The sequence below is a fragment of the Pedococcus dokdonensis genome, assembly GCF_900104525.1.
GTDB lineage: Bacteria > Actinomycetota > Actinomycetes > Actinomycetales > Dermatophilaceae > Pedococcus > Pedococcus dokdonensis.
The window spans coordinates 1642854-1661021 of sequence record NZ_LT629711.1 but is presented as its reverse complement, the minus strand read 5'-3'; the positions used below and the strand labels follow the sequence as shown (position 1 = coordinate 1661021).

Genomic DNA, 18168 nt, shown 5'->3' with positions numbered 1-18168 from the left:
GACCATGACCCGCACCTCCCTTGCCTCCCTCACACCCCGGCAGCAGCTGCGCGCCGGGCGCACCACGCGCCGGCTGGTCCAGCTCGCCGTCGGGCTGACGCTCTACGGGGTGTCGATGGGGATGATGGTGCGATCCGGGCTCGGGCTCGATCCGTGGGACGTCTTCCACTACGGCATCGCCCGCCACCTGCCAGTGAGCTTCGGCACCGTGACCATCATCGTCGGGGTGGCGGTGCTGCTGTTGTGGATCCCGCTGCGCCAGTGGCCGGGTCTGGGGACCGTGGCCAACGTCATCGTCATCGGCCTGGCCACCGATGCCACCCTCGCCCTGCTCGCCGCGCCCGACCTGATGGCTGCGCGGGTGGCCCTGCTCGTCGGCGGCATCGTGCTGAACGGCCTGGCCGGTGCGCTCTACATCGGCAGCCAGTTCGGCCCCGGCCCGCGAGACGGCCTGATGACCGGCCTCGTGCGGCGCACCGGGCGCAGCTTCCGGCTGGTGCGCACCAGCATCGAGGTGACGGTGCTCGTCGTCGGCTGGCTGCTCGGCGGCGTGGTCGGGCTCGGGACGGTGCTGTATGCCGTGTTGATCGGTCCGGTCGTCCAGCTGTTCCTGCCGATCTTCACCGTGCCGCTGGAGGTGCCGGGCGGGTCTGGAACGGGCGTCTCTGGCTCAGGCGTGTCCGGAACTGGCGTCCCGGGGTCAGGCGTCGAGCGCGAGGACGAACGGGAGCACGCCGCTGGCACCGGCCCGGCGCAGCGCGGCGGCCGCGACGGTGAGGGTCCAGCGCGAGCTGGCGACGTCGTCGACCAGCAGGACGGGGCCGTCGAGACCGCGCAGGCCTGACGCCTGCTCGGCGCCGACCTCGAGCCGTCCCCACACGCCGGCCAGGCGGAACGCGCTGTTGCCGCCGGCCTCGCCGACCGGTCCGCCCTCGACCGGGTCGAGAGCGCCCAGCCACTGCATCCGCCCCATCTCGGCGATGCCTCGACCGAGCGACTCGACGAGCTGGGGGTGGGTGCGCGACGGCACCGTGGCCACGGCCACGGGTCGATCGGCCCAGCCCCAGTCCCGCAGGATCGGCACACACGCCCGCAACAGCTCCGGTGGCACCGGGGCGTCGGGGGCCCGCAGGATCGAACGCAGCTGCTGGCCCCACCCGAGGTCGGTCAGCCGCGCCACCGCCCGGCCGGTCTCCATCGCCTCGTCGGCGCCGATCCGGCCGCGCACGGGCACGCCGAGCCGATCCATGCCCGACGGCCACTGCGACCGGGTCTCCAGCTCGACCCCGGCGCGCTCCAGCCGGCCTCGCGCCGTGGTGACCGCGACGTCGGGGATCTCGGTGGGGAACCAGGTGCCGGCACACGAGTCGCAGCGCCCACACGGCGCCGCGGTGTCGTCGTCGAGCGACTCCTGGAGGAAGGCCATCCGGCAGCCGTCGGTCTGCTCGTAGCGGACCATGAGGTCCTGCTCGCGCACCCGGGCCGCCGTGACCCGCTCGTAGCGCTCGGCGTCGTAGGTCCAGGGCCGGCCGGTCGACGTCCACCCACCCGGCACGCGCTGCACCGCCCCGTCGACGTCGAGGACCTTGAGCAGCAGCTCGAGCCGGGTGCGGCGGATGTCGACGATCGACTCGAGGGCGACGGTCGACAGCGCCTTCGCCGAGCCGGCCAGGGCGGTGAGGACGGCATCGGCCTGCTCCTGGCGGGGCATCGAGGCGGACGCGAAGTAGGCCCAGATGTCCTTGTCCTCCGGGCCGGGGAGCAGCAGGACGTCGGCCCGCTCGGTGGCGCGACCGGCTCGGCCGACCTGCTGGTAGTAGGCGACCGGGGAGGACGGCGCGCCGAGGTGGAGCACGAACCCCAGGTCTGGCTTGTCGAACCCCATGCCCAGCGCAGAGGTGGCCACCAGTGCCTTGACCTGGTTGTCACGCAGCATGGCCTCGAGCCGCTCGCGGTCGGCCGGGTCGGTGCGACCGGTGTAGGCGCGGACCTCGTGGCCCGCCTCGCGCAGCGCTACGGCGATGTCCTCGGCCGCCGAGACGGTGAGGGTGTAGACGATGCCGCTGCCGGGCAGCGAGCCGAGGTGGGCGAGCAGCCAGGCCAGCCGCTGCTCGGGCGACGTCAGCTGCATCACGCCGAGCCGCAGCGAGTCGCGGGCCAGCCCGCCGCGCAGGGTCAGCACGTCGTGACCGCCGGCACCGAGCTGCTCGACGACGTCGGTGACGACCCGTGCGTTGGCGGTGGCGGTGGTCGCCAGCACCGGGGTGTCGGCCGGCAGGTTGGTCAGCAGGTCGCGGATCCGCCGGTAGTCGGGGCGGAAGTCGTGCCCCCAGTCGGACACGCAGTGGGCCTCGTCGACGACGAGCAGGCCGCACCGCCGGGCGAGGTCGGGCAGCTGCTCGTCGCGGAACCTCGGGTTGTTGAGCCGCTCGGGACTGACGAGCAGGACGTCGACCTCGTCGGCGGCCAGGGCTGCCGAGACCTGGCCCCACTCGTCGGCGTTGGCGGAGTTCATGGTGACCGCGCGGATGCCCGCCCGTCCGGCTGCTGCGACCTGGTCGCGCATCAGGGCCAGCAGTGGCGAGACGATCACGGTCGGCCCGGCGCCCTCGGCGCGGCGCAGCGCGGTCGACACGAAGTAGACCGCCGACTTGCCCCACCCGGTGCGCTGGACCACGAGCACCCGCCGGCGCTGACCGACGAGGGCCTGCACGGCCTCGAGCTGGCCGTCGCGGAAGACCGCGTCGTCGCGGCCCACCAGCCGTCGCAGCACGGTGGTGGCCTGCGTCGCGAGCCCGGGCGGTGCGGTCGTCTCCATGCCGACCACCGTATGCCGCCCGCCCGACAGCCCTGCGAGGATGTCCACATGCCCGCCGACCAGACCCCCGACCGGAGCAGCCCGCAGCACGCAGCCCCCGCGGCGCGTTACCGCGTCAACGTGCCCCTGCGGTGGAGTGACATGGACGCCTACGGGCACGTCAACAACGTGCAGTTCCTGCGGCTGCTCGAGGACGCCCGGGTGATCGGCTTCGAGGAGTGGTTCGGCCAGGACCGTTCGGTGCTCTCGGAGGGGATCCTGGTCGCGCGTCACGAGATCGAGTACCTCGCGCCGCTGCTCTACCGCGTGCCGCCCATCGTGGTCGAGATGTGGGCCACCAGGATCGGCGGTGCCGGCTTCGACCTCGCCTACGAGGTGCGTGACGGTCGTCCCCTCACCGAGGAGGGCGGCGACGTGGTCTACGCGCGGGCAGAGACCACCCTGGTCCTCTACGACTTCGCCACCAGCACGCCGCGGCGGATGGACGAGTCGCTCCGCGACGTGCTGCGCTCGCACTCCGGTGAGCCGGTGCCGTTCCGCTGGCGGAGGCGCTGATGGAGCTGGTCTTCCCCGACGTGCAGGGGCTCGACGACCTGCGCACCTTCGTCAGCCGCGCCAAGGGTGCCGACCCCGACGGCGCCATCCGGCTCCAGGCATCGGGTCGCACGCTGGCGGCCTACGTCGGGGTCCTGCCCGGCAGCGGCCTGATGGCGGAGGGGGTCGTCATCGGGTTGCGCGCCATGCCGTTGGGTGAGCCGGCCGAGGTCGACGTCACCGTCCCGCTGGCGGCGCTGACCGACCGGCTCGCCCGCGAGGGCGGGTCGACGCTCGCGCTGCCGCCGGTCACCGTCCGGGTGCCGTGGGCCGCCATGGCACCCCCGCGCGGTGGCTGGGAACGCGTCGGAGCCGTGGCTGCGGGCGACGTCCATGCCGTGGCTCGGCAGGGGATCGAGGAGGTGGCCCAGGGGGTGCCGGCCGATGCCGGTGGGTCCGCGGTCGCAGCCCTGCGCCGTCAGGTGTGGGGGCGTCTGACGGCGACCACTCCGCCGGTGCCCGCGGGCGGTGCCTTCGCGGCACACGTGCTGGGCTTCGTGGGTGCGTCGGGGACGGAAGCGGAGGTGACGGTCTGGGCGCACGGCCGATGGACCCGGTTGTCGACAGCGGCTGGTCACGTCCTCATCCGCTGACGACCGGCCGAGGTCAACCGGCTGCTGCGGTCCAGAGGTGTGGTCCGTCCGCCGCGACCGCCACGAGGTAGAGCCGACCGGGCACCGCGGCCAGCGAGACCGGGCGCCCCGGAGGGCCCTCGACGCCGACCCATCCACGTCCGGCCGTGCGGGCGAGCCTGCTGCGGCTCTGCACCGCGTACGCCATCCACGCGTGGCCTTCCACCGCGGCCACCGCGGCCACCGCGGGCGGCAGGTCGGAGGTGCCGGGCCCGGCGGGGAGGTGCTGGGGGGTCACTGTCGTGCCCACCACCCGCCAGGCCGCTGGAGCCTCCCCGTCCGTGCCTGCGACCCAGCAGTCGTGCCCACCGCACGCCACGCCCGTCGCGCGGGCGGACACGGTGGTGGCGGGAAGCTCGAGAGCCTCCCAGGGCCCGGTCGCATCCGGAGCCACCCAGGCGGCCGCCCGGGTCACCACCGACGCCCCCTCGCCGAGGTCGGTCACCGAGCCGGCCACGAGGAGGCTAGCGGGTGAGGAGGCCACCGCAGCCGGCTGGGGGAGGAGGCGGACCGTGCTGGCCAGCGCCGGCGCGACCGGCACGCGCTCCCACGTCGTCGGCGCCGACCGCGTCCACACCCGGGCGTCGAGCCCCGCGCCGTCGTCGTCCCAGGTGCCCACCAGCACCTCCGAGCGGCCCAGTCCCACGGCCGCCAGCCCGCCGGAGCGGGGGCCGCCGAAGGCCTCGAACGGCTGGGGTCGCTCCACCAGCCGGGTCGGCGTGCCGTCCCACACGGTCCAGCGCGGCAGGCCGTGCGCGCCGCCAGAGGCGCGGCCGAGGGCCAGCACGCGCGCCCCGTCGGTCGCGAGGTCGACCCACCGGGCGGCTGGGGCGTAGACGCTGTGCGGCTCCACCGTGACCGGCTCGGGTGCGCCGGTCACGGACGAGGGCAGGCGGTACATCGAGGCGCGCTCCCCCGTCCGGGCGGCGACCAGGAAGCCGTCCCCGCCGGCACGAACCAGCAGGGGGACGGCGCCGTCGGGCAGGTCGACCACCGTCCAGTCGAGGGGAGCAGGCGCCGGCGCCGGAGGAGGGGCGGGGCCTGCGGTGCACGCGGCCCCGCCCAGGAGAAGGGTGGCCGCCAGGGCCCGGCGCCACCGCCTCATGGCGCCGCGGCGTCGAGCACCGGCGCGAGCTCCCGGGCGACCACGCGCAGGGGGCGGGTGTCGTGCTCGGCGCGCGCCAGCACGAGGCCGCCTTCGAGGGCGGCCAGCATGAGGGTGGCGTGGGCGGCCGCCCGGGCGGGGCGGACGCCCATCGCCCGCAGGCCGGCCCTCAGCGGCTCCTGCCAGGTCGCGAGGGCGGAGGCGGCTGCTGCGCGCACCTCGGGGTTGGTGTGGGAGGCGTCGGCGACCGACGCGGCGACAGGACAGCCCCGGGCGAACTGACGGGCTTCCAGCTCGCGGCACCAACCCCGCACGAGGTCGTCGAACATCCCGGAGGGCGTGGGCCGTCGGGCGGTGGCCAGGTAGGTGCGGACCTGCGCCGCGGCGAACTCACCGGCCCAGTGCAACGCCTCGGTGACGAGCTGGTCCTTGCCGCCGGGGAAGTAGTGCTGGAGGGAGCCGCGCGGTGCGTCCGCGCGGGCGGCCACCGTCCGCAACGAGGCCCCGGCGAGACCGTCCTCGCGCAACGCCTGGGCGGCCTCGTACACCATCCGCTGCCGCGGCGAACGCTCGAGCTCGGTCATGTCCACAGACTATGACACGCGTCATACTTGCCTCTACTATGACAACTGACATAGTCGGCACGGAGGAGGCAGAGGATGACCCTGGGGTTCGTCGGGCTCGGCATCATGGGGCTGCCCATGGCGACCCACCTGCTGGCCGCCGGTCAGGAGCTGGTCGTCTGGAACCGGTCCCGACCCGCCGTCGACCACCTGGCCGGCCTGGGGGCCCACGAAGCGACCGACCTGACCGAGCTCTTCGAGCGCAGCGACGTCGTCCTGATGATGCTCGCGGGAGAGCACGGCGTCGACGCCACCCTGCCCCGTGGCACTGACGCGTTCGCCGAGCTGGTGGCCGGACGGACACTGGTGCACCTCGGCACCACCTCGCCGGCCTTCTCCGTGCGCCTCGGGGAGGAGGTGGCCGGCGCAGGCGGGTGGTATGCGGAGGCGCCGGTCTCCGGGTCGAGGCCGGTCGCGGAGGCTGGCCAGCTCGTCGTCATGCTCGCGGGTGAGCCGGACGTGCGCGCCCGGGTCGCGCCGCTGCTGGCGCCACTGGGCAGGGTCGTCGTGGAGACCGGTCCCGTGGGGAGTGGGCTGCTCACCAAGCTTGCCGTCAACCTGTTCCTCATCACCCAGGTGACCGGGCTCGTCGAGGCGTTCCACTTCGCCGCGGCCCACGACCTCGACCTCGACGTGCTCCGCAGGGTCGTCGACGAGGGCCCGATGGCCAGCACCGTGTCGCGGGCCAAGCTCGCCAAGCTGGTGGCCGGCGACTGGGCCGTGCAGGCTGGTGCGGCCGACGTGCTGATGAACGCCGAGCTCGTGGTCTCCGCAGCGCACGCGGCCGGGGTGGCCACGCCGCTGGCCGAGGCGGCGCGAGACCTGTTCGCCGAGACCGTCGACGGCGGGTGGGGAGGGCTCGACATGGCGGCAGTCCTCGCGGCCGTCCGGGGCCGCTCCACCCGGCAGGGAGGTCAGGAGCCCTGGCCCAGGGCCGTCACGTCCTGATCCGCCGACCCGCCACCACGACGAGGGCAGCCACCGCGCTCAGGCCGAGCCAGATTCCGACGAAGACGGGGACGTCACGGCCGGCCGTGGTGTGCAGCGCCGCGAACACCGCACCGGCCGCGGCGATGCCGAGCACCGAGCCGAGCACGTCGGCCAGCTGGAGCGATGAGGAGGTCGTGCCGTGGTCGGCCGGCGACGTGAGGGTGAGCGAGAGCACCGACAGGCTCGCGGTGCCCAGCCCCATGCCGGTGCCGCACGCCACGAGTGCCACGGCGATGAGCCACGGGTGCCAGTCGAAGTGGGCGACGGCGACGATGCCGAGCAGGCCGGCCGTCAGCAGCACGCCGCCGACCGACACGAGCTGGTGCCGCCGACCCGCCCAGCGGTCCCGGCCCTGGATCCACGAGCCGGTCGACCAGCCGAGCGAACCCACCGCGAGGATGGTGCCGGCCGTGGCCAGCGACTGGCCGCGCTCGTTGACCAGCATCAACGGGATGTAGGTGATGGTGCCGAAGAACGAGCAGGTGAGCAGGAAGCGCGCGAGCATCACCGACGGAAGCCCCCGGCGCATCAGCCAGGTGCCGTGGGGAAGCAGCAGTGGTGCGGCGACGGCGATGCCCAGGATGCCGATGACGGCGGTGACCGTCTTGGTCGACCAGGTGGCCTCGAGGTCGTGGGTGCCCCACTGGAGGGCACCGGCGGACGCCGCGATGAGCACCCCGAACCACGCCGCCCTGGCGTGCTCCCGGTGGTCGCGACTGGACTCTTCGATGCCCTCGTCGGCCGCTGCGATCTGCGCGCGTCGTGCCAGGACGAGGACGACGGCGGCCACCACGGGCACCACGACGAGCCAGAACACCCACCGCCACGACCACGTCGTGGCGACCCAGGCGGCGATCGGCGGGCCGAGCAGCGAGGGCAGCACCCAGGCGGCCGAGATGACGCTGAAGACCTTGGGGCGCAACGACTCCGGGTAGGCCCGACCGATGACGACATAGCCGGCGACGATGATCAGGCCGGCGCCCAGACCGGCGACGCCCCGGCCGGCCAGGAAGGGCCCGAAGGACTGCGACCCGCCGCAGACCCCGCAGCCGGCGGCGAAGAGCAGCTGACCGGCGAACAGCGACGGGAGCGGCCCGGACCGGTCGCACCAGACACCGGCCAGGACGATCCCGAGCAGCTGGGTGGTCAGCATCACCGAGAACGCCAGCCCGTAGGAGCGCACCGCGTCGAGGTCGCGCGCTGCGTCGGGCATGGCCGTCGAGACCGCCATCCCCTCGAACGCGATCACCGTGATCAGCGCGACCAGCGAGACCGACAGGAGCAGGAAGCGCGGGTGGAAGACCCCGATCCGCTCGGCCCCGGCAGACGGCTCGTCCGACACTCCCTCGCGGGCTGGTTGCGGGGTCGACGCGGTCACTGGCGCAACGGTACGCCGCGTTCGGCGAGCACCTCGGCGAGGGTGTCGATGCGGTCGGACACGATCCCGTCGACCCCGAGGTCGAAGAGCCGGTGCATCTCGTCGGCGTCGTCGATGGTCCACACGTGCACGTGCTTGCCCATCGCATGGACCCGCTCGACCAGGGCAGGGGTGACCAGGTCGAGCCGCCGTCCGGCGACGACGTGCCCGGTCGGGATCTGCAGCGCAGCCGCCGGCGAGCGCAGCCACGAGGCCACCCGCTGGGGGGCGAGGCGCAGCGCGGCCACCTCGGCAGGACCGGTGGAGGTCGCCAGCCGCGGTCCGACGAGCCGGCGCACCGCGCGCAGCCGCCGGTCGGAGAAGGAGGCCACGCAGACCCGGTCGACCGCGTCGTGCCGGCGCAGCACCTCGGCGAGCGGCTCGACCGCGCCGGGTGCCTTGACGTCGATGTTGAGCCGGGTGTCGGGGAACTCCTCGAGCAGGTCCGAGAGCAGGGGGATCGGTTCGGTGCCGTTGATCCGCGCGGCCCGCACCGCGGCATACGGCAGCTTGGCCACCACGCCCCGCTGGTCGGTGACGCGGTCGAGGGCCACGTCGTGGAACGCCAGCAGCGTGCCGTCGGCCGTGGCGTGGACATCCGTCTCGAGGTAGCGGTAGCCCATCCGCACCGCCTCGCGGAACGCCGGCAGGGTGTTCTCGAGGTGGAGGTTGGCCGCCAGCTTCGCCCCGCCGCGATGCGCCAGCCCGACCGGGGTCGGTGCGTCGAAGTAGGCGAAGTCCGCTGCTCTCACGACCTCAGTCTGTCGTGAGAGCAGCGGACCTGCTCAGAAGCTGGCCCAGACGGTGGTGTCGGTGGGCACCAGGCCGTCGTCGGTCAGGTCGCCCGACGCGACGACGACGGTCGCGCCCTCGGGGAGCGCCACGGGCTCCGAGCCCAGGTTGGCGACGACGAGCGTCGGCACCCCCTGACCGGTGTTGACCAGCGCCACGACGTCGTCGCCGAAGCCCTCTGCCGCGCGGAGCCCGCCGGTGCCCAGGTCGCGCTCACGACGGCACCGCAGGAGCGTGCGGTAGAGCTCGAGCGTCGACCCCTCGACGCCGTCCTGCTGGTCGACCGCGTAGTCGCCGTAGACCGCGGGCTGGGGCAGCCAGGTCGCCTCGGTCGGGCCGAAGCCCAGCGACGGCGCGTCCTTCTGCCACGGGATCGGCACGCGGCAGCCGTCCCGACCGATCTCCTTGCCCTTGGTGCGCAGGAAGGTCGGGTCCTGCCGGAACTCACCAGGCATGTCGGTCGAGTCGGGCAGGCCAAGCTCCTCGCCCTGGTAGAGGTACGCGCCTCCGGGCAGTGCGAGCATGAGCGTCGTCGCGGCGCGGGCCCGCCGCAGGCCCAGCGCCCGGTCGGGCTGCGGGTCGGTCGCGCTGATGCCGTTGGGCTGGCGCTCCCCGACGGGCAGGCCGAGCCGTGAGGCGTGCCGCACCACGTCGTGGTTGGAGAGCACCCAGGTGCTCGGGGCCCCGACCGAGTCGGCTGCCTCGAGCGAGGACGTGATCACCTCGCGGAGCTCGGCCGCGGTCCACTGCGCCTTCAGGAAGTCGAAGTTGAAGGCCTGGTGCATCTCGTCCGGGCGGACGTAGCGGACGGCGCGCTCCTGCGGACGGACCCAGGCCTCGGCGACGAGGATGCGGTCCGGCTCACCGTACCCGGCCAGCACCGAGTGCCAGCGACGGTAGACGTCGTGGACGGCGTCCTGGTCCCACATCGGGGGCATGGGGGCGCCGGGCTTCAGCTCACCGTCGAGGATGTGCAGCTCGACGTCGTAGTCGGGCAGCCCCTTCTCCTTGATCAGGCCGTGCGCCACGTCGACCCGGAAGCCGTCGATGCCACGGTCGAGCCAGAACCGCAGGATCGACTCGAACTCGTCGCCGATCTCGGGGTTGTCCCAGTTGAGGTCGGGCTGCTTGGTGTCGAAGAGGTGGAGGTACCACTGGCCGGGTGACCCATCCGCCTCGGTGACACGGGTCCAGCCGTCGCCGCCGAACACGGAGTGCCAGTCGTTCGGCGGCAGGTCGCCGTCGGGGCCCTTGCCGTCGCGGAAGATGTAGCGGTCCCGCTCCGGGCTCCCGGGACCGGCCGCCAGCGCCGCCTGGAACCACTCGTGCTCGTCGCTGGTGTGGTTGGGGACCAGGTCGACGATCACCTTGAGGCCGAGCTCGTGCGCCCGGGCCACCATGGCGTCGGCGTCCGCGAGCGTGCCGAACAGGCCGTCGATGTCGCGGTAGTCCGCCACGTCGTAGCCGGCGTCGGCCTGCGGTGACTTGTAGAACGGGCTGAACCACACCGCGTCGACGCCCAGCGCCTTCAGGTAGTCGAGCCGCGCCGTGACCCCGGGGAGGTCACCGATGCCGTCGCCGTCCGCGTCGGCCCAGGACCGCGGGTAGATCTGGTAGATCACCGCGTGCCGCCACCAGGCGGCGTCGGCGGGGCCGGCGGCGTGGATGAGGTCAGCGGCGGGTCGGCCGGACTCGGTGGGGTCGGGCACGGGTTGGTCAGGATGGGTGGGGAGGGTGGTCGTCACGGTGAACCATGCTGACGCATCGAACGCGTTCGGGGAAACCAGGTCCGCCGTGGGGCTGCAGCGTCTCGCGGGCTGAACTGCGCCCGGCCTCAGTCCTCCAGGGAGTTGACCATCGAGTGCGCGGCGCGTTCGAGGTAGTCGCGCAGGATGAGGTCGTTCGCGGGGGGCAGGTCCAGCGTGTCGACGGCCGCCATGATGTGGTGCAGCCAGCGGTCCCGCTGCAGGGGAGTCACCTTGAACGGGTGGTGCCGCATCCGCAGCCGGGGGTGGCCGCGCTGCTCGGAGTAGGTGGTCGGACCGCCCCAGTACTGCTCGAGGAACATCAGGAAGCGCTCCTCGGCCGGGCCCAGGTCGTCCTCGGGGTAGAGCGCCCGCAGTGGCGGGTCGGTGGCGACGCCCCGGTAGAACTCGTGCACCAGCTTGCGGAACGTCTCGTGCCCGCCGACCTGGTCGTAGAAGCTGCCCTGCTGGTCGCCACCTGGCGTCTGCAGGCTCATCGCGCGCTGGCCGGACTCATCGGGCACCGGCCGCGGGCCCGAACGGTGTCATGACGGGCGCCGTCACGCCGTGCTCGTCGAAGGTGGCCTTGACCCGTTCGCGGATCTCGCGCGAGACGCCGTACTGCTGCTCCGGCGCCGTCTTGGCGATCACGCGGATGGTGACGACCGAGCCGGTCATCGACTCGACGCCCATCACCTGCGGCTCCTCGAGCAGCTTCTCGGCCCAGTCCGGGCTCTCGTCGAGCTCGTGCACCACGGTGCGGATCAGCGGGATGACCTTCTCGAGGTTCTCGGAGTAGGCCACCGGGATGTCCACCATCGCGGTGGACCAGCCCTGGGACTTGTTGCCGATCCGGATGATCTCGCCGTTGCGGATGTACCAGACCACGCCCTGCCCGTCGCGCAGCCGCGTCACGCGCAGCGAGACCTCCTCGACCGTGCCGATCGCCTCGCCGGTGTCGATCACGTCACCGACGCCGTACTGGTCCTCGAGGATCATGAAGATGCCGGAGAGGAAGTCCTTGACGAGGCTCTGGGCGCCGAAGCCGAGCGCCACGCCGCCCACGCCGGCGGTGGCGAGCACGGGCGCCAGGTTGATGCCGACGATCCCCATCACGGTCAGGATCGTGACCAGCGCGACGATGAAGGTCACCGAGCTGCGCAGCAACGAGCCCATCGTCAGGGTGCGCTGCCGGTGCCGTTCGTGCGCGGCGCCGGTGGCCTGGGCCAGCACCCGACCGGCCCGGCTGGCGGGCTCCCTGCTGCGCCGGGCGTCCGACCTGGCCAGCGTCACCCTGACGACCCGGCCGATCGAGCGCAGTGCGAGCCACCTCAGGATGAGCGCCCCGACGATGGTGATGACGATCGACGACGGCGCCCCGGTGAACCACTCCCACGCCGACTTCGGCGTCACCTCGGACAGGGCGGTGAGGACTTGCGTGACGGCCTCAGGCATCGGCATCCCGCTGCTGCGCGCGCAGGGCGCGGGCGATCGGGTCGCGGTTCTCCTGGACGAGGCGGCGCAGCGCGGCCGGGGCGTCGGCGTGGCTGGTCAGCCAGGCCTCGGTCGCGTCGTGCAGTGCGCCGTCGGCGAGCGGAGTCGGGTAGAAGCTGGCCACCAGGATCTCGATGATCGCGTGGGAGCCCTTCTCCTCCACGGAGTCGAGCATGGCGTGGTACTTCTCGACGTACGGCTCGAGGAGGGCCGTGTCATGGACGTTCACGAACCCGGCCGCGATCGCCTCGAGGACGGAGTTGGGCAGCCCCGCCTCCTCCACGCCGCGGCGCCACGCGGTGGCCTTGGCCTCGGCCGTCGGGAACGCGGCACGAGCCTGCTCGGCGCGTTCGCGTCCGGTCGCGGTGTTGTCGCGCTGCTGCTCGGCGTCGATGTCCTCGGCGCTCGCCGCGCCGCACGCTGCGAGCGAGGTGAGCAACCGCCAGCGCATGTCGGTGTCGACGGCGAGCCCGTCGAGCACCTCCGTGCCGTCGAGCAGGCCACGCAGGTATGCCGCGTCGTCACCGCCGCGCTGCTGCGCGGCATACGCGCTGACCAGCTGGAGCTGGGCGTCGCTGCCGGGCGCGGCGGACTCGGCCAGGGCACGCAGGTCGCGGACCGCGGCGGCGATCGCCTCGTCACGGTGGGCGGGGGCGACGTAGAGGTGCAGGGCGATCTGCAGCTGCCCCAGGAGCACCCGCAGGAGGGTCGAGTCGGTCTCACCGGGCAGTGAGGCCAGCACCAGCGCGGCGAAGTCGCGGGCGGACATCTCGGCGTCGCGGGTCATGTCCCAGGCGGCGCCGAGGACCAGCGCCCGGGGGAGGCTGTCCCGGAACCCCCGCGGGTGGGCGAGCGCCGTCGCGAGCGAGCGCTCGTCGAGGCGGATCTTCGCGTAGGCGAGGTCGTCGTCGTTGACCAGCAGCAGGTCGGGCGCCGGACGCCCGACGAGCTGGGGCAGGGTGGTGGACTCGCCCTCGACGTCCAGCTCGAAGCGCTCGGTGCGCACCAGCTCGGCACCCTGGACGGAGTACAGGCCGACGGCGAGGCGGTGCGGACGCAGGGTCTCGAACCCCTCGGCGTACGACTGCACGATCCGGGCCGAGGAGATCAGGCCCTGGTCGTCGGTGTCGACCTCGGGCCGCAGCGTGTTGACCCCGGCGGTCTCCAGCCAGAGCTTCGACCAGGTGCCGAGGTCGCGACCGGAGGTGGTCTCCAGCTCGCGCAGGAGGTCCTGCAGCGTGGTGTTGCCCCAGGCGTGCTTGGCGAAGTAGGCGCGCAGCCCTGCCGTGAACGGCTCCCGGCCGACGTAGGCGACGAGCTGCTTGAGCACCGAGGCGCCCTTGGCGTAGGTGATGCCGTCGAAGTTGACCTCGACGTCCTCGAGGTCGCGGATCGGGGCGACGATGGGGTGGGTCGAGGAGAGCTGGTCCTGGCGGTAGGCCCAGGCCTTCTCCGAGGTGCCGAACGTGGTCCAGGCGCTGGTCCAGCGGGTCGCCTCGGCCTGGCAGGTGGTCGACGCCCACTCGGCGAACGACTCGTTGAGCCACAGGTCGTTCCACCACTTCATCGTGACGAGGTCGCCGAACCACATGTGCGCCAGCTCGTGCAGGATCGTCAGCGCGCGCCGCTCGACGATGGCCTCGGTGACCTTCGACCGGAAGATGTAGGTCTCGGTGATGGTGACGGCACCGGCGTTCTCCATCGCGCCCATGTTGTACTCGGGCGTGAAGAGCTGGTCGTACTTCTCGAACGGGTACTCGCAGTCGAACTCGTCCTCGAAGAACGCGAAGCCGCTCTTCGTGCAGTCGAAGATGTTGTCGGCGTCGAGGTGCTCGAGCAGGGACTGGCGGCAGAAGATGCCGAGCGGGACCGTGCCGCGACGGGTCCCGACCTCGTCGCGCACCACGGCGTAGGGACCGGCGATGAGGGCGGTGATGTAGCAGGACATCCGCGCCGTCGGGGCGAACGCCCACGTGGCGGTGCCCTCCGCGGCCGGGGTCGGCTCGGGCGTGGGGGAGTTGGACACCACCTGCCAGTGCTCGGGAGCAGTCACCGTGAAGGCAAAGGTCGCCTTGAGGTCGGGCTGCTCGAAGACCGCGAACATCCGGCGGCAGTCGGCGACCTCGAACTGGGAGTAGAGGTAGACCTCACCGTCGACCGGGTCGGTGAAGCGGTGCAGCCCCTCCCCGGTGTTCATGTATGCCGCCGTGGCGTCGACCGTGAGCGTGTTGTGCTCCGCCGTGGCCGGGACGGTGATGCGGACTCCGTCGAAGTGCGTGGCCGGGTCGAGCGGCTCGCCGTTGAGCGTGATCGCCTGGACGGACGGCGCGATGAGGTCGATGAAGGTCTCTGCCCCGGGCTCACGGCTGGTGAACGACACCGTCGTCGTGCTCCGGAACGTGGTGTCCGACGTCGTGAGGTCGAGGGACACGTCGTAGTGGTCGACGGTGACGACTGCGGCGCGGGTGGTGGCCTCGTCGCGGGTCAGGTTCTTGCCGGGCACAGTGCTCCTCCGAGGGTGGTCGGTTCGCGGGCCATCCTCGCACGATGGTCCACGGGGTGGCACCGCCGGTGCGGCCCTCCGGGGCGGGTGGCAGGATTGTGCGTGTGACTGCCTCCCTGACCGCTGAGTCCCGTTCGTCCGCCGAGTTCTGGTTCGACCCGCTCTGTCCCTGGGCGTGGATGACCTCCCGCTGGATGATGGAGGTCGAGCGCGTGCGCTCCGTCGACGTGACCTGGTCGGTGATGAGCCTGTCGGTGCTCAACGAGGGCCGCGACCTCCCGGCCGACTACCGGGCGATGATGGACCGTGGCTGGGGGCCCGTTCGCGTCATCGTCGCGGCCGCCCGCGAGCACGGTGACAAGGTCATCAAGCCGCTCTACGACGCGATGGGCACCCGCATCCACCTGGGTGGCGAGAAGGACTACGCCAAGGTGATCGGTCCCGCCCTCGAGGAGGTCGGGCTGCCCGAGGAGCTCGCCGACTTCGCCGACTCCGACGTCAACGACGCCGAGCTGCGGGCGAGCCACCAGCGGGCCATCGACCTCGTCGGCGACGACGTCGGCACCCCGGTCGTGGCCGTGGAGGGTGAGGCGTTCTTCGGCCCGGTCGTGAGCCCGGCCCCGAAGGGCGAGGCCGCCGGTCGCCTGTGGGACGGCTGCGTGCTCGTCGCGGGGACCCCCGGGTTCTACGAGCTCAAGCGCTCGCGCACCGTCGGCCCCATCTTCGACTGACGACAGCGCCACTGGGCGAGAGCGCCGGCGACAGGGGCTCTAGGATCGCCGCGAGAGGGTGTCCGGCCGGACGACCCGGCGACTGAGGAGCACCAGATGCGCGTCCACCTCGGCGGCGACCACGCCGCCTACGAGCTGCTCGGCGAGCTGGTCTCGTTCCTGGAGGCGGAGGGTCACGAGGTGACCAACCACGGTCCCCACGCCCTCGACCCCGAGGACGACTACCCGGTCTTCGTGCTGCGCGCCGCGGAGGCGGTCGCGGCCGACCCGGACTCGCTCGGCATCGTGCTGGGCGGCTCGGGCAACGGCGAGCAGATGGCGGCCAACAAGGTGGAGGGCATCCGTGCGGCGCTGTGCTACAACACCGAGCTGGCGATGCTGGCGCGGGAGCACAACAACGCCCAGGTCATCTCGATCGGGGGCCGGATGAACACCGTGGACGAGGCCAAGGCGATGGTGGCGGCGTTCCTCGCCACGCCGTTCTCCGCGGCGCCGCGGCACCAGCGCCGGATCGACATGGTGAGTGCCTACGAGACGTCGGGGACGTTGCCTGCGCAGGGCTGAGAGCCCGCTGATCTGCGCGGATCCCGCGCGCGGCGAGCCGGCCGCCCACTACGCTGGCGGCGGGTTGGACCGGGGCCGGCCCACCCCCACAGACGATGAAGGTGCCTCGCACCCTGCCACGCCGGAGGATCTTCACGGTGGATGACGAGAGGACGCTGCTCGCGCGCCGCTCCGTCACGTCCCGGCTCCAGCGCGGGAGGGCGAAGGTCGGGCGGTGGGGACAGCCGGCCACCTCCGCCGCCATCATCGCCGCCAACACCCTGCTGTGCTGGTTCATGTTGATGTGGCCCGACAACGTGCCCTTCTCGGCCTACGTCCCCGTGGCGGTCGTGGCCGGACTGTTCCTCACGCCGAAGGTGCTCGCGGGCGTCGACCTGGCGATCCTCGTGGCCGGGGCGTGGACGGTCGTCGAGCGGGAGGTCAGCGCGGCCATCCTCGCCGCGTACGGCGTGCTGACGCTGGTCATGCTCATCATGTTCTGGGTGGCTGCCTCGCGGGCCCGGCTCGGCGTGCAGGGCAACCTGGGCGAGTCCATGCTCGTCGACCTGCGCGACCGGCTGCGCACCCAGGGCGAGCTCCCCGAGCTCCCGACCGACTGGGGTGCCGAGCTGTCGGTGCTGTCGGCCTACGGTGACTCGTTCTCCGGCGACTTCCTCGTGACGAGCCGGCACGACGACGTGCTCGAGCTGGCTCTCGTGGACGTGTCCGGCAAGGGCATCGCTGCCGGCACCCGCTCGCTCCTGCTCTCCGGCGCCTTCGGGGGCCTGCTCGGCTCGATGCCCTACGAGGCGTTCCTGCCGGCGGCCAACTCCTACCTGCTGCGCCAGGCCTGGGACGAGGGCTTCGCCACTGCCGCGCACGCCATGATCGACCTGACCACGGGCGACTTCAGCCTGGGCTCGGCCGGGCACCCGCCGGGGGTGCGCTTCTCCGCGGGCTCGGGCCGCTGGGAGGTGCTCGAGGGCGACGAGGGCCCGGTGCTCGGGGTGACCCAGGGCCTGGCCTTCCCGCGGGTGCGCGGCCGGCTCGGCCGTGGAGACGCGTTGCTGCTCTACACCGACGGCGTCATCGAGGTGCGCAACCGCGACCTGCGCGACGGCATCGACCGGATGCTCGGGACGGCGGAGCGGATGATCGGCAAGGGCTTCGAGGGCATGGCCGAGAAGGTCTGCGCCGCGGCCCGGGCCGGCGAGACCGACGACCGCGCGGCCGTCGTCGTCTGGCGTCGCTGACCCGGCGCTGACGTCGGCACCGGACGGGGCCGGTCGGGGTCCGGTCCTCGGGGCTACGCGTTCGCGGTGGCTGCCGCGGCCTGCCGCTGGGCGGCCCGACGGGTGGTGTCGGCGCACTCGAGGCAGACCGACTCGGGGATCACGCCCAGGCGCATCAGCCCACTGAAGACGAGGCAGCCGACGCAGAGACCGGCGATCGACTCGAGCGCCGGGAAGACCACCATGATCGCGCCGATCAGCAGGACGGGCAGGCTCGCGCCGGCCAGCCACAGCACGGTCGCCGCGACGGTGAGGACGGCGCCCACCGCCGCCGCGAAGCGCTTCGGGGGCCCGGCCGTGTAGCGCGGGGCCGCAGCGATCCGAGGTCGGATCCAGCGGCTGACCAGGATGGCCACCGGGCTCGCGGACGGACCCCAGCCCGAGCGCAGCACGAAGTCCGCCGCGAGCACGGCGTACAACCACCACTGGTGGGCCGCCAGGGCGACGACGGCCAGGAGCAGGACCACCGCCGCGATGAGCCGGACCGTGACGTCGTCGACGATGTTCGGGAAGCGGGAGATGCGCATCCCGACATTATGCTTCACATAATCATGCGTTATCCACCGCTGGCCGCAGAGCAAGACGCGGCAGCCCCTCAGGGGATGTCGTCGTCCTTGCCGTCGAGCCCGTCCAGGGCGTCCTTGGCCCGGCCACCGCCGGTGTCGATCTGCTCGGAGTACTTGCCCCCGGTGCGGTCGTCGATGAAGTCGCCGGCCTTGTCGAGCCCCTCGCCGACCCTCTCACCCTGGCTGTCGACCAGCGCTTCGGCCTTGTCCTTGATGTTGTCGAACATGCCCATGGCGTGCCCTTCCTCACTCGGGGTCGGACCGGACGGTCGACCGGCCCCCCAACCCTAGAACGACTCCCGGGCACCGACGACGTGACGCGG

17 protein-coding genes and 1 pseudogene are annotated in these 18168 nt (G+C 72.7%); 7 read left to right on the top strand and 11 right to left on the bottom strand.

The genetic code is table 11. The annotated features are described in order from the left end of the window. Positions 1-4: 4 nt before the first annotated feature. A pseudogene (gene yczE / locus BLQ34_RS19510) lies at positions 5-643 on the top strand (membrane protein YczE); the annotation flags it as partial. Positions 644-700: 57 nt separating this feature from the next. On the opposite strand, the gene BLQ34_RS07970 reads toward yczE, so the two are convergent. Continuing rightward, positions 701-2818: a RecQ family ATP-dependent DNA helicase gene (locus BLQ34_RS07970; protein WP_091789559.1), complete on the bottom strand. Its 2118-nt coding sequence runs from the start codon at positions 2816-2818 to the stop codon at positions 701-703. 48 nt (positions 2819-2866) lie between these two features. Here BLQ34_RS07970 and BLQ34_RS07965 point away from each other — a divergent pair, with 48 nt between their 5' ends. Next, positions 2867-3373, top strand: a complete 507-nt coding sequence (locus BLQ34_RS07965) for an acyl-CoA thioesterase (RefSeq protein ID WP_091783822.1) — start codon at positions 2867-2869, stop codon at positions 3371-3373. Beyond that, a complete protein-coding gene (locus tag BLQ34_RS07960; protein WP_091783819.1) occupies positions 3373-4005 on the top strand; it encodes a hypothetical protein in 633 nt (210 codons plus the stop codon). The genes BLQ34_RS07965 and BLQ34_RS07960 overlap by 1 nt, the downstream gene beginning before the upstream one ends. 13 nt (positions 4006-4018) lie before the next feature. Here the strand turns inward: BLQ34_RS07960 and BLQ34_RS07955 are convergent, their stop codons facing one another. Further along, positions 4019-5149, bottom strand: coding sequence for a hypothetical protein (locus BLQ34_RS07955; RefSeq protein WP_157692939.1), 1131 nt, complete (start codon positions 5147-5149; stop codon positions 4019-4021). Beyond that, entirely contained in the window at positions 5146-5733 is a 588-nt protein-coding gene (locus tag BLQ34_RS07950; protein WP_091783813.1) for an LmrA/YxaF family transcription factor, read from the bottom strand. Before BLQ34_RS07950 ends, BLQ34_RS07955 begins: the two co-directional genes overlap by 4 nt. A gap of 75 nt (positions 5734-5808) precedes the next feature. On the opposite strand from BLQ34_RS07950, the gene BLQ34_RS07945 reads away from it, so the two are divergent. Beyond that, positions 5809-6720: an NAD(P)-dependent oxidoreductase gene (locus BLQ34_RS07945; protein WP_091783810.1), complete on the top strand. Its 912-nt coding sequence runs from the start codon at positions 5809-5811 to the stop codon at positions 6718-6720. On the opposite strand, the gene BLQ34_RS07940 is transcribed toward BLQ34_RS07945, so the two are convergent. The 6 genes from BLQ34_RS07940 to pepN form a co-directional block, all read right to left on the bottom strand. Further along, a complete protein-coding gene (locus tag BLQ34_RS07940; protein ID WP_157692938.1) occupies positions 6710-8140 on the bottom strand; it encodes an MFS transporter in 1431 nt (476 codons plus the stop codon). The genes BLQ34_RS07945 and BLQ34_RS07940 overlap by 11 nt on opposite strands. Further along, positions 8137-8931, bottom strand: coding sequence for a glycerophosphodiester phosphodiesterase (locus BLQ34_RS07935; protein ID WP_091783803.1), 795 nt, complete (start codon positions 8929-8931; stop codon positions 8137-8139). The genes BLQ34_RS07940 and BLQ34_RS07935 overlap by 4 nt, the downstream gene beginning before the upstream one ends. Before the next feature lie 33 nt (positions 8932-8964). Next, positions 8965-10638, bottom strand: a complete 1674-nt coding sequence (locus tag BLQ34_RS07930; RefSeq protein ID WP_231961536.1) for a glycoside hydrolase family 13 protein — start codon at positions 10636-10638, stop codon at positions 8965-8967. A 167-nt stretch (positions 10639-10805) separates the two neighbouring features. After that, positions 10806-11213 carry a globin gene (locus BLQ34_RS07925; RefSeq protein WP_091789553.1) on the bottom strand — a complete coding sequence of 136 codons (408 nt, stop codon included), beginning with the start codon at positions 11211-11213 and terminating at the stop codon, positions 10806-10808. Between the two features lie 16 nt (positions 11214-11229). After that, positions 11230-12171 (bottom strand): mechanosensitive ion channel family protein, encoded by a 942-nt coding sequence (locus BLQ34_RS07920; protein WP_091789556.1) that lies wholly within the window; start codon positions 12169-12171, stop codon positions 11230-11232. Beyond that, positions 12164-14713 (bottom strand): aminopeptidase N, encoded by a 2550-nt coding sequence (pepN, locus tag BLQ34_RS07915; protein ID WP_091783797.1) that lies wholly within the window; start codon positions 14711-14713, stop codon positions 12164-12166. The genes BLQ34_RS07920 and pepN overlap by 8 nt, the downstream gene beginning before the upstream one ends. A gap of 104 nt (positions 14714-14817) precedes the next feature. Between pepN and BLQ34_RS07910 the strand changes: the two genes are divergently transcribed. From BLQ34_RS07910 to BLQ34_RS07900, 3 genes are all read left to right on the top strand, one after another. Next, entirely contained in the window at positions 14818-15444 is a 627-nt protein-coding gene (locus tag BLQ34_RS07910) for a mycothiol-dependent nitroreductase Rv2466c family protein (RefSeq protein ID WP_269457327.1), read from the top strand. Positions 15445-15540: 96 nt separating this feature from the next. Next, complete coding sequence (locus tag BLQ34_RS07905; protein ID WP_091783793.1) at positions 15541-16008, top strand: ribose-5-phosphate isomerase; 468 nt, start codon at positions 15541-15543, stop codon at positions 16006-16008. Positions 16009-16145: 137 nt separating this feature from the next. Further along, positions 16146-17240 (top strand): PP2C family protein-serine/threonine phosphatase, encoded by a 1095-nt coding sequence (locus BLQ34_RS07900; RefSeq protein ID WP_197674789.1) that lies wholly within the window; start codon positions 16146-16148, stop codon positions 17238-17240. Between the two features lie 53 nt (positions 17241-17293). Here BLQ34_RS07900 and BLQ34_RS07895 read toward each other — a convergent pair whose 3' ends face one another. Next, a complete protein-coding gene (locus BLQ34_RS07895; protein WP_091783791.1) occupies positions 17294-17806 on the bottom strand; it encodes a DUF4395 domain-containing protein in 513 nt (170 codons plus the stop codon). Positions 17807-17874: 68 nt separating this feature from the next. Beyond that, positions 17875-18078, bottom strand: a complete 204-nt coding sequence (locus BLQ34_RS07890) for an antitoxin (protein ID WP_172829369.1) — start codon at positions 18076-18078, stop codon at positions 17875-17877. Between the last annotated feature and the right edge of the window lie 90 nt (positions 18079-18168).